5 protein-coding genes are annotated in these 11414 nt (G+C 41.5%); 2 read left to right on the plus strand and 3 right to left on the minus strand.

The annotated features are described in order from the left end of the window. From KDK19_RS11230 to KDK19_RS11240, 3 genes are all read right to left on the minus strand, one after another. The coding region (locus KDK19_RS11230; RefSeq protein WP_257291979.1) for a DUF29 domain-containing protein at positions 1–458 on the minus strand (458 nt) is incomplete at its 3' end. An 89-nt stretch (positions 459–547) separates the two neighbouring features. Further along, complete coding sequence (locus KDK19_RS11235) at positions 548–2440, minus strand: hypothetical protein (protein ID WP_257291980.1); 1893 nt, start codon at positions 2438–2440, stop codon at positions 548–550. Between the two features lie 20 nt (positions 2441–2460). Next, on the minus strand, positions 2461–8490 hold the full coding sequence (locus tag KDK19_RS11240; protein WP_257291981.1) for a peptidoglycan DD-metalloendopeptidase family protein: 6030 nt from the start codon (positions 8488–8490) through the stop codon (positions 2461–2463). Positions 8491–8537: 47 nt separating this feature from the next. Here KDK19_RS11240 and KDK19_RS11245 point away from each other — a divergent pair, with 47 nt between their 5' ends. Then, on the plus strand, positions 8538–10007 hold the full coding sequence (locus KDK19_RS11245; RefSeq protein WP_257291982.1) for a hypothetical protein: 1470 nt from the start codon (positions 8538–8540) through the stop codon (positions 10005–10007). Between the two features lie 57 nt (positions 10008–10064). Then, on the plus strand, positions 10065–11144 hold the full coding sequence (locus tag KDK19_RS11250) for an HNH endonuclease (protein ID WP_257291983.1): 1080 nt from the start codon (positions 10065–10067) through the stop codon (positions 11142–11144). Positions 11145–11414: the final 270 nt, after the last annotated feature.

Here is an 11414-nt window from a genome sequence, read left to right on the forward strand (position 1 = left end):
CTCCAGGGACATTCAATGGGAAAGCTGTCATCTGTTATAGGTGCTATTCTACCTTTGGTGCGGTTATTACGATTGTAACTACTTACTAAACGAATACTATGTTTTTTAGCTTGCTGATAAGACTCAATTATAGCTTTTTCTTTATAATCGGTTAAACTAATATTGTCACTTAATTGCTTTTTAATAGCTTTCCTATGAAGATTAATATTGTACACCCATTGTTTAAACTCTTCAATTTGATGCACATTTTTTATTACTCTGGTTTGATAATCACATCCCAGTAAATAGCAAAGCAATTTTGTTAATAACGTCTCTAATTCACCCGTTACTTGTATTATTCTATTTGAAAGCTCATTAATTAAATTTTCAATATCCAATTGCTTTAAATCGTGATTAGCTAATAGATCTGCTTGTTGATTAAGCCAACCATAATAGTCTTCTTCATATAAAGTTTTCATTTAAGTATACACCTTAAAGAGATATTCAGGCAATAACTAATGTAAACTTATAAAAAAATACAAAAAGGAGGGCCAAGCCCTCCCCTTTATTAACGTCGTGTAGCTCTAACAGACAATGCTTGTATCCATTGACCTGGCGCTGAGTGTGCCAGCGCCATAGCGATATTAGCTTTGGATGTCCAGGTTTCAAAGTCCTCGTAAATCTTAGCCAGATTACGTTTTAACATCTGTGTAGAACGTATCTGTTCTGATAAGCCCAATGAACCCAGTACCGCCATATAGTCAGTAAAGGCATTAGGATCATCAAAAATACGTAGACTTGAATCAATAGGCATATGCATTACCGATGAAAGATCCACCACTGAGAAAGAGACGTCCACCGCCAAAGGCAGATCATCGTCTGACCAACCAAGATTACCAACACCTCGGGTAATGGACAGATTATCAACAATACCTAAACGTACCTGTGAGCGACCCTTACAATAGGCTTCACATAAAAACGGGCTGGTGTATGTTTGTTGCCCTGTAGATAAGGGTAGAGCGGCTGCCAGTATCATTGCCAGTGGAATGTAGATATCAGTGAAGATTGACATTTTATTACCATAGGTTGCCCTTAGCTCCATCTTGTAATCTACCTTGGGTAAGCTAGCACTAGAGTCCTGCCATTGTTGGGGAATATCAACAAAGGCTCCACCCATTAAGGTTACCAGACCGGACATACCCACGCCATTAAGTGCCCCCTTTGCCAGATCAGCAACCGCACCCACAGCGGCTTCAACCGTACTGGCAATAATCCCATCACCAATATTACCTCCCATAAAACTGAATTTCTTCTCTTTATTACTGCCTGACATACTGTTAATTTTCTGGGCAATAGAGGACTCGCCAACACTGTTGGAAAACGATTCAGAAACTGTCTTATCCATAGTGGTGCGAAAAGATACCCAAGCTGAACCTTCTTTTAGCTCTTGACGTAGGTAATCAAAAAAACTATCACTCTCCCACTCTCCTACGTTATCTGGCTCAGCATCGGTTTCTAAGGGTTCTTGATTACCCCGACCCACCGGGCTGTCAAAGTATCGTTTAAGATAATCCTGATGACTTAAGGACACCCCTTTGGGTGAAACGGGTCTGGACATCTCAGCATTAATGGCAGTATATAACTCTTCTGCTGTACGAATATTACCAAACAGTTCTGTCAAACGTAAAGAGCGTTCATACTCCATACGCTGAGCCCGAGTAGCCACCTTACGGATATCAATACCACCATCACCACGAAATACATCGGGTAGTATTCTATTAAAGTCACGGATATCATCGGTAGTCAGTGATGACTGGGATATATCGGCAATTTTTTCACCAGTACCGGTTTCTTGCCAACCCTCATTCCAAACCGATGGCGAAATACCTAAATTTACCGCCATGGCATTAACTATCTGATTAACCGCACCCCAATATAAAGGCATAGTAGGTTTTAGATAATAATATTTGCTATAAGGTGCTTGACCAAAAAAGCGAATCATTCGACCCGCTACTGTAAAGGGCAGTAAGGGTATCGTAGTTACAAATCCAGCTAAGGTGCCAATTTTGTAAAAAATACTGCTGGCTTCTCCAGTGCGGGCAAGCTTACCAGCAAAAGGATCATACATTTTGGTAAAAAAGGTAGTTAGCGAGTTAAACTCAGCGACTCCAAAACGCATATTTACCAATACTGTTGAATCATCAATAGCTTCGCTATAATAACGACCCATGCCTTTAGAAACTGAACCTGTACCTTTAACTTTAGGATCAGCAAAGCGGGTAAACTGTGGCGGCATATTGATTGCGTAACTACCGCCTAGAGTGGTATCGGTGAACTTCTGATCAGCACTACTGGCATACCGTCTGGCCAAGTCGAGATCATCAATGGCCTCTCTGGGCAGAAGAAATGCCTGCCTTGCCCATTCTGTATCCAGCGGTGGTGTTATCGGTCCCAAGGGCATTATTTAAACCTCCAGGCCCCCTATCGTGGGAGCCTTTTTGACATAGTAATTGGTGCCTTAACCGACACAGTTGTGTTTTGTTCAATCATCACGGGTTGCACTACCTCAGTGGTATTCTCCACCATCTTAACTTCCTTACCGGCTGAACCCTCAGTGGTAACTGCCAGATTATCAATACTACCCTTTATCTCTTTAAGTGTTCCATCAATACTTTGTTGCGTGATCAAACTCTCACGTAATATAGTATCAACCTGAGTGATCTGATTTAACAGACGATCACGATCATGGTTTTTCTGAGCATCATGGATGACTTGTTTGCGAAGCTCATCCTGCTTGATTTGATCGACCAGATCACCCATGCCTCCTTTACCAAGTACGCTCTTGGCTCGTGGGGTTGGCATAGGGTCAATCCTGGCCACAGGACCCATCAAACCGCCCATACCCATATCGGAGGGTTTATCCTGAGATAAGTTCGGTATTGCCTTGGCCGAAGTAGTAGTGGGTTTATTTTTAGCAACATTTCTTAAGGCTGCTAGCTGCGGTATTTTAGCTACAGGATCAATACTGTCTGAACCTGAGTCAATTGATCGACGTACCTCAAAGTGTAAGTGTGGTCCTGTGGAGCGCCCGGTAGATCCAACATAACCAACGGGATCACCCATGGCTACTTTTGAACCCACCTCAAGTCCTTCTTTGAACCGAGACAGGTGTGCATAGCGCGTGGCTGTGCCGTCTTTATGCTCAAGATAAACAACATTGCCATAACCAGAACCATAACCAGCTACTCGCACCACACCATCCATAGCCGCATAGACGGGCTCACCTTCCGGAGCTGCTATGTCAATGCCATGGTGCATTTTCTTATGGCCTAAAATAGGGTGAATACGCATCCCATAATTAGAGGTTACTATCCCCTTAAGGGGTAGTCTTACCTGCTGCCCACCGTCACCGTTGGCTTCAACAATACCCATATCCGACATACTTACTTGCTTGGTAGCTGTGCCGGTAGTGGGTGTGTGTTGCACTGTCTGCTTGGGCTGTGCAGGTACAGGTGAGATAGACTCGGGTCGTCGCACGTTTAGATTCTTTGCTAACGCCTTTGGCAAAGGTGCTTTTTCACTGACACCCCCTACTTCATTAGCTGCCTGTTCAATGTGCCCAATACCACTAATCAAAGGTTTATTAGGCCAGGGTGAGGCAGTAACACTGTAAGGACCACTACCGTTTTTAGCAAAAGCAGTAGCCTTAATCATTTCGGGTTTAAACTTATCGTCTAACTCATCATCAACATCCAGCAAATCAACATCGGAATCAACACTGTTGAGAAAACTTAAATGGGTAGTAAATACAGGTGCGAAACGCTCACGAAACCAGATTACCCAATTTCTAAGGCTCACAGTATCGGTCAGATCTACCCCGAAGTCCACGGCATACTCTTCAGCGGCTTCTTGCAAACTTAGGGTAATCTGGGCACGACCATCCTTATACTCAATATGATCAATAACCTCCTCTTCAAGATAGCGAATAGCCACTAACTGATCGGTATCAGTAACATCAACGCCATACTGGGCAAAGCGATAACGCTCCAAAGGTTCTACACCTGAGCGACGAGCGAGATATTTAATACCATAATAACCACCCACCATAGCAGCTCCAACACCTAAAGCAGGTAAACTGAACAACCCACCAAGAACACTACCTGCTCCAGCTGCCAGTTTAGCCGCCAATAGACCTCCACCTGCGCTAGCAGCCCCTGAAGCAACCGTGGCTGCTCCAGCACCAGTAGCTGCCGTAGTAGCTGCTACACCACCTAAAGTTTTACCAGCTAGCAAACTTGCGCCTAAACCAGCACCTCTTTTGACTAAAGACTTGCCGCCACTAAAGAGTTTACCCAGTACTGATTTACCACCTGAGAATAGATCACTGATACCTGCAAAAGCAGCGAGTGTCTCCAAGATACCAACGTCATCATCATCATTATCATTGGCTCTCTCTTTACGTTGATCAAGCCAGCCTTTTAGTTGAGACTTTTTATCTTTTGCCGTTTGTTTAGCTTTAGTAGCACCCACTGTGGCTGCACCTGCCAGCTCTTCCTTTCTCTTTTTCAACTGAGCTTGCCAGCCACCATCTCGAAAACCATCACCATCGAGATCACCCAGCACTGCTTTTTCTGGTTTCTCTAACCGTTTATCCAACAGCTTATAAATACGATTGAGCACTTGCACTACTTTATCATTTTGCTCAATTGACTCATCGTCTTTGGAATTAAAGTACTTACCAACAATAGGTACTTTAGGCAACAGCTTGTTGCGTAATAAATCAATACCACCTTTATAGATATCTTTGGTTTTATTAAAATATGTCTTACTAAAGTCTTTAGCGGCACCGGCCAATTTCTTAGCCTTATCCCAACCCCAATCAAGTGCTTTTTTGGCAAGATGACGAACGTCAATTTTTTTACCTGTATGATCCATCAAACCAGTACGTGCTTCTTCGAGAGTTAATACCACCCTACCCTGCAAGTCTTTAACATCACCGTCTATATCTTTAGCTGAGCGAATCACCTTACCCGTGGCCGCAGAGATATAACCCCCCTGTTTCATAATACTACCTAGCAGTTTTGGACTAGCTTCTCCGGGTATATAAATGTCAACATAAGACTTCAGGTTCCCAGCAAAGTCTTTTACTCTAGATCCAGCTCCTTTTAATAGATTAAAATATCCCTTAACACCGTTGATATAGTTACCGGCAAAACCCTTAGTGAAATTAAAGACTTTTCCAGCCAGCCCTGTTAGTTTAACCAAAACACCATCGCGAGTAATCAAACCTTGGGTTATATCGGCTTCAGTTAGCACAAAGTTGCCATCAACATCAACTATTGGACTTTTAATCTCTTTAAGAGTTTCCAATCGCTCCAAGGTTTCAGCATCGTAGTAACCCTTACCCTTTAAAGTAGCAACAGTTAATCTTGGCTTATCCTCACCTTTGACATAAACATCCTTTTCAATACTACCAAAGAAAGAACCAATGGCATTAGGTACATTAGCCAAAGACTTATAGGGCTTCATGGCTATATTCATATAACCACTGACTATACCTTTAAGTTTACCAGCTAAACTCCTTGACTCTTTATCATTGGTTTCAAGATCCTCATCCTTACCCAAAAGACGATTGAATCCATTTTCAATACGCTTACGCAGTCTGGCAAAGATACTTGATTTGGTATTAAAATGACTATCGTTGCCAACCATATCTTCAAGTCCTGCAACCTGAACTACCTGAGAGCCATCAGACATAATACGCTCAAGTGATTCAAGGTGGGTCAGCGATTCACTGCGATACTCTCTGGTATCAGTTGCCGTGATGGGATCATCACTAACAACTGGCAGGTCCTCTTTAAGATCAACCCCTTGTTGAATGGCGTCGTTCATAGCGTGTAACAAGTCACGAATATTGACTGGATTATCGGTATTAGGTATACCATCAAAATCCTGTTCAGCCAAATGAATCTCAGCCTTATCAATAGTTAATGTCGAATCGGTCATTAAGTGATTAGCAGAAGACTCGTGGGTAGTGTAAACACCACCAACATCGCTACCAACTACCTGAACTTCTATGTTATCTAAAGTACATTTAATCTGATCAAGTATATTAACTGCCGCACCAAGCTGTTCAGCTGACTCACGTTCTTTGATAATTTCTGTGGTTAGCTCTTTTAGCTCAATAACCTTTTCACTGGTAGTTTTCTCAACTACAGGCTGATTAACCTCGGCTACCGGCATTGCTTGAGTGGTGGGTGTTATAGGGCTAACTGGATTTACTATAGAGTTGACCATAGCCGCTGGCGATACTGAGCCCACCTGATTACTGCCGAGTTGTGTCTGCTTTGGTAGATCAACTAAAACACTATGGTGATTATCACCATTGGGTGTGGGTGGTGTATTAGGTGGTGTATTAGGTGGTGTGCCCGCAGGTGGTGTATTGTCGCTGGGCGGCGGTTCAGGATCATCTTTAAAATCTACTTCATCCTCAGCCAGTCGTCTACCAAATGCAGTCATGCTCGCATCTTCAAGCCGGTCAAAATACTTATCAAACTCAAAACTATCCTCAAGAGAGTTATCGACCTTTTTAATAAGTCCAGCTTCACGCAATAACTCTTTAGAGCCCACAGCGTTAAAACGATTGAGTTGTTCTTGTTGATTAGGTAGATCAGATCTTAAACTTACAAATTGCGATGAAGCTTTTCTTAAGCGGTTGGTATTACCTCGCTTGTTCTTCATAGCCCCATTATCATCAATGCGGAAGACTTCTTTTAGATGATTTTTAATCTCACCTTTAACCTCTTCACTGACTTGCGTTGGGAAGTAATCGGTCATTGCCATTTTAACCGGATCAAAGGTCACAGCTCGATCCAGATCTTTAAGCAATTGTCGACTAAGTACTCGACGAGCCTCTAAAGTTAACTTATCCTCCGGATCAATGATGCGCATCATGCGATCAAGACCTTCACCCAGATTCTCTTTAGTGCTCTTTGAAAGTACGTACTGTTTAGCATCCTCAGCTGCTTTATCGATACGTACAAACTCTTCACGTTGAGTACTATAAACCAATCGCTCTCTAGCTTCACCTGTACGAGTCTGCTCAAGCTCATTAAGGATTCTTGATAGATAACCCGGAATAATTTCAATAATACTGCGCCGAGTAATCTGATCGTAACTCACCCCCTCAGTAGAGGTGGCATGTAGATTATGGGTAATGCTCTCACGCTCACCAGACAGAGCGGGTAATATAGGGCGTATAGCTTCAAATATGCGCTGAAGTGTTTCACTGTCCCCCTGATAACCATCAGTAGCCAAACGGTTTAAATTACCTCCTAGATCGCCAAGGGTAGCAGCTAGTCTATTAGAGGTTGAGGCAACTTTATCGTTAGATTCTAAAGTTTTGTTTAAACGTTTACCAAGAAAACGAGCTATACGACCGCCGACCATACCGCCAAAGAGTTTACTGCCTGATTTAGTAGGATCAAATTGTTCAGAGGCTACGCCCATTTCAGCCATTTGCTCATCCTGATCAGCCATCATATTGGCCATGTCAGCAAACTGACTTAAACCATCGGCAAAGGATTGTGCTTGCTCAGTGACTTTATTGGTAATATTCTCTTTTAACTTACCCATATAGCCAGAAGTAAAATCACTGACATTATCAGTTACGGCTCCTAACAAACGATCACGCATAAGACTCTGATAAGACTCAGATAGCAATTCTTTTTGCACTTCGGGTAAAGCGGTGTTTTTAGAAATGACCTTTAAGTTATTAACCACGTCTGCAAAGGTGTTGGTCGATAAATTCAATAAATCGCGAGCAGCAAAGTATTGACGATATTGTAGTTCCAGTGATGTTTTCTGAAAATTGCTTAATACACTATCTTGATAACCAACTATTCTTGAAAGTAGCGATTCAGTAGAAGCCGCTTTAGCGACCGCTTGTTGGTGACGCCCCTCAGCTTTTTGATCCAAGAGCAAGTCTTTAGTCAGATCATTCTCAGAACGTTTCTGTTCACCTTCTTGCTGAGCTGTAAAAATGGCAGCTATAGAGTTATCAATGGCTGCCTGATCACCATCTATCTCAGCACTGGCTACTGTTTCAGGTGTGGCCAAGACACGATTCAATCTTTCATTCACCGACTCAGGCAATAAGCCTTCAATTTTAGGAGTCAGTCGCTTGGCTGCTTTTTTAAAATCAATGATTGCTGGGCGCATAATCTGCCCAGCTTTATTATATAGATCATTACCCAAAGTAACGGCTTCATCGGCAGTATTAAGTGCTTCAGAGTAGCCCTTGGGTAATGATGAGCGAATAGTTTGATTAATGATCTGTGGCGAAAGCGTATTCTCGCGCACCCCTTCGATAAAACTTTCAGAAACCTTGGTAATGGGTTTACGATCATCGGCCACAGGTTCTGACATATCACTGGCGTCGCCGCCAAAGTCAGCTCCCAGATCAAGATCATCTAAACCAAGATCATCGTCTAGATCGATTTCATCTGACATAGCACAGCCCTTTTAATAAACGTTATCATAATTTTAGAGATTTAATAATGAAAGTCACTCAACTACCTTTTAATGTTGATTTGTTAATACCTGATAAAAAGCGCCTTGAGGCAATTAAGCCAGTCACCAGTGGTGATATTTACGATGGTGCTTCTAATAACCTTCATGATGATGGGTTATACTCTACAGCCATATTCGGTAGATTAGGCGCACCTGAGCGTTCAGAACGATTCTCTTTTATTGATATGCAACTGGAGATTATCCACCCGACAATATTAAAACATATTTTTAAACTTAAATCGTATCATCGTGATATAATTTCGGGTGTAGGCTATGCCACGTGGGATGCTAAGAATAAACAATTCTTATCCTCCAATGAATTAGATGGGCAAACCGGTTACAGTTTTTTTATGAAACATGTTAAAGATATTGTTTATGAAAAAACCAGCTCCATCAAGCGTGATGTCGCCATTGGGGTAATGAAGAAATATAAAGACAATATGATGTTGCGCTATCACGTTGTGTTACCAGCGGGACTTAGAGATTTGGAGGTAAAAGAGGATGGCAGGACTACTGAAGATGAGATCAATCCTCTTTATAGAAAACTTCTGGCTATTAGCAAAACGATTCATGTACAGGAGCATGAGCGGGAAAATCCTGTCTATGATAAAATTCGCTGGCAGCTGCAATTGACCGCCTTGGAGATCTATGAATTAATCTTCAGTTGGGTAGCTGGCAAGAAAGGTTTCTTTCAAGGTAAATGGGGTAAGCGTAGAATATTTAACGGTACTCGCAACGTTATTACCTCACAGAACTCACCCTCGGTTGAACTGGGTGGCGCTAGAGATATAGATGTAACCACCGGCATTATTGGTTTGTGGCAGGGTATGAAAGGCACCCTACCCCTATGTGTTTACCATATTCGCAATGGGTTCTTATCGCAGGTTATATCAGAAGGTGAGAATACGGCTTGGCTTGTTAATGATAAATTTGAAAAAATACACCATACCCTCAGTAGTGAAGCCAGTGATTTTTGGGGCACTACGGATGGGATAGAAAAAATGATTCATCTGTTTGGTAATGCTGAGATACGCGCAAAAGAGATTAAAGTGGATGGTCATTATCTGGGTTTGGTTTATGAGGAGGACGATAGTTTTAAATTTTTTAACGACATAAATGAGCTTAAGCAAGTAAGGGATTTATCCGATGCTGAAATTAAAACTAAAGTACGTCCTATTACTTGGGGTGAGTTTTTGTACGTTAGCTGTGCTAAGGTAATTAATGGCTTGCCTGCTATTGTTACCCGTTACCCGGTGACTGGAGTCGGTTCTACTTACCCCAGTCGTTTGTATGTAAAATCAACCATCAAATCACGTTCACTCAAGGAGTTAAATCAAGAATGGGTAGTTGATGAAGAGAGAATATTTGAAGAGTATCCAATTATTGATAAGGAAGCCGATTGGATGGAATCTTTTTCACCCTCCCCTACTCGACTTTTGTTGTTAGGTGCGGATTAACAAATGGTAAAAAAATAAAATATTATACATCCTAATAACACTAATAGGAAGTATAATATGCTCAACAGATTTATCAATAATGACAATGGCTACTTTTACGAGAGCTGCAATTCGAAATTCCATGTTTCAATGGAAGGTGTTATTAAAGACTGTAATAATAATACCATAGAACAAGTCGATGGGATAAACGGACATGTTTTAATTGCTATAATTAGTCGTAAAATACAATTACCTGTACATTATTTTAATAAGCTAAACGTTCAGTATATAGATGGCGACACTAACAATGGTCATCCTTCTAATACTGTCTGGGATTTTCCTGATGGAGGGATTGAGTGCCTCAGGAAAAGTGGTTTCTTTCTGATTCCAGGTTTTAGTCGCTATGCTATAAACAAATTAGGTGTTTTAATTAATATTAAATCGCACTATTGTTTATCGCCATACAAAGATGCTATGGGTTATTTGATGTACGGTGTTACACCTGATATTGGTAAAAGAACCATTACTGGTAGACACCGCCTTTTAATGTTAGCTTTTAAAAAATTTACACCCAATGTCGATAGTCTTGATGTTAATCACATCAATGGCATTAAAGGTGATGACCGTTTAGAGAATCTCGAATGGGTAACCCGTAAAAGAAATATGCAGCACGCTTACGAAAATAATTTACGTAAGGACAATAAACCTGTTTTAGTGAAAGATATTGTTTCTAATGAGATTACAGAATACTACAGCATAGAAGAATGCTCCCGTAAACTTAATCTTAATGGAGACACTATTAGATTGCGCGCAATGTCTAAAGGTCAAAAGTTATACCCGCCACAGCATCTTTTTAAATTTAAATCAGAAAAGATGCCTTGGGTAGAAATAACAGATCCCTTTAAGGTATTGTGGGAGGGCAATTTTAATAGGATTATTATCTTAACTTATCCCACCGGTGTAACAAAGAGATTTAACAGCATTAAGGACGCTGCTAAAGTATTAAATCTCAACCCAGGCACTTTAAGGTGGAAACTAAGACGTGGAAATAAGTCACTGGTCATTGACGATATAAAAGTTGAGATTTACAATCCATTTAAGTCCCTTGTGGGTGTAAGCCCACAAGCAAACTCCTCTAATTGCCGGGAAACTGCTTAGAGTCTACGACACCAACTGTTCAATGGAAACATTTTACAGGGCCAAGCTAATCACTTGGGTGTGGTAAAAGAGCGTAGAATTGCACGATCCGCAGCCAAGCTTCTAAGGACTGTCGAGAGACAAGCTAGGAAGAAGGTTCAACGACTATCGCAATAGCGAGTAGAGATTAAGCAATCTCGAAATGGGGAGCATCCTATCACAAAAGTGAGGATGATGATATAGTCTGGTCTGCATGGAGACATGCAGCAGTTCATAAGAGAACGGCTGACA

This window comes from Endozoicomonas sp. ONNA1, assembly GCF_024606325.1.
In the GTDB taxonomy this organism is placed as follows: domain Bacteria; phylum Pseudomonadota; class Gammaproteobacteria; order Pseudomonadales; family Endozoicomonadaceae; genus Endozoicomonas_A.

Coding starts and splice junctions, on each gene's coding strand:
- KDK19_RS11235 (WP_257291980.1), bottom strand. CDS start 2,440: ATGCCCTTGGGACCGATAACACCACCGCTGGATACAGAATGGGCAAGG.
- KDK19_RS11240 (WP_257291981.1), bottom strand. CDS start 8,490: ATGTCAGATGAAATCGATCTAGACGATGATCTTGGTTTAGATGATCTT.
- KDK19_RS11245 (WP_257291982.1), top strand. CDS start 8,538: ATGAAAGTCACTCAACTACCTTTTAATGTTGATTTGTTAATACCTGAT.
- KDK19_RS11250 (WP_257291983.1), top strand. CDS start 10,065: ATGCTCAACAGATTTATCAATAATGACAATGGCTACTTTTACGAGAGC.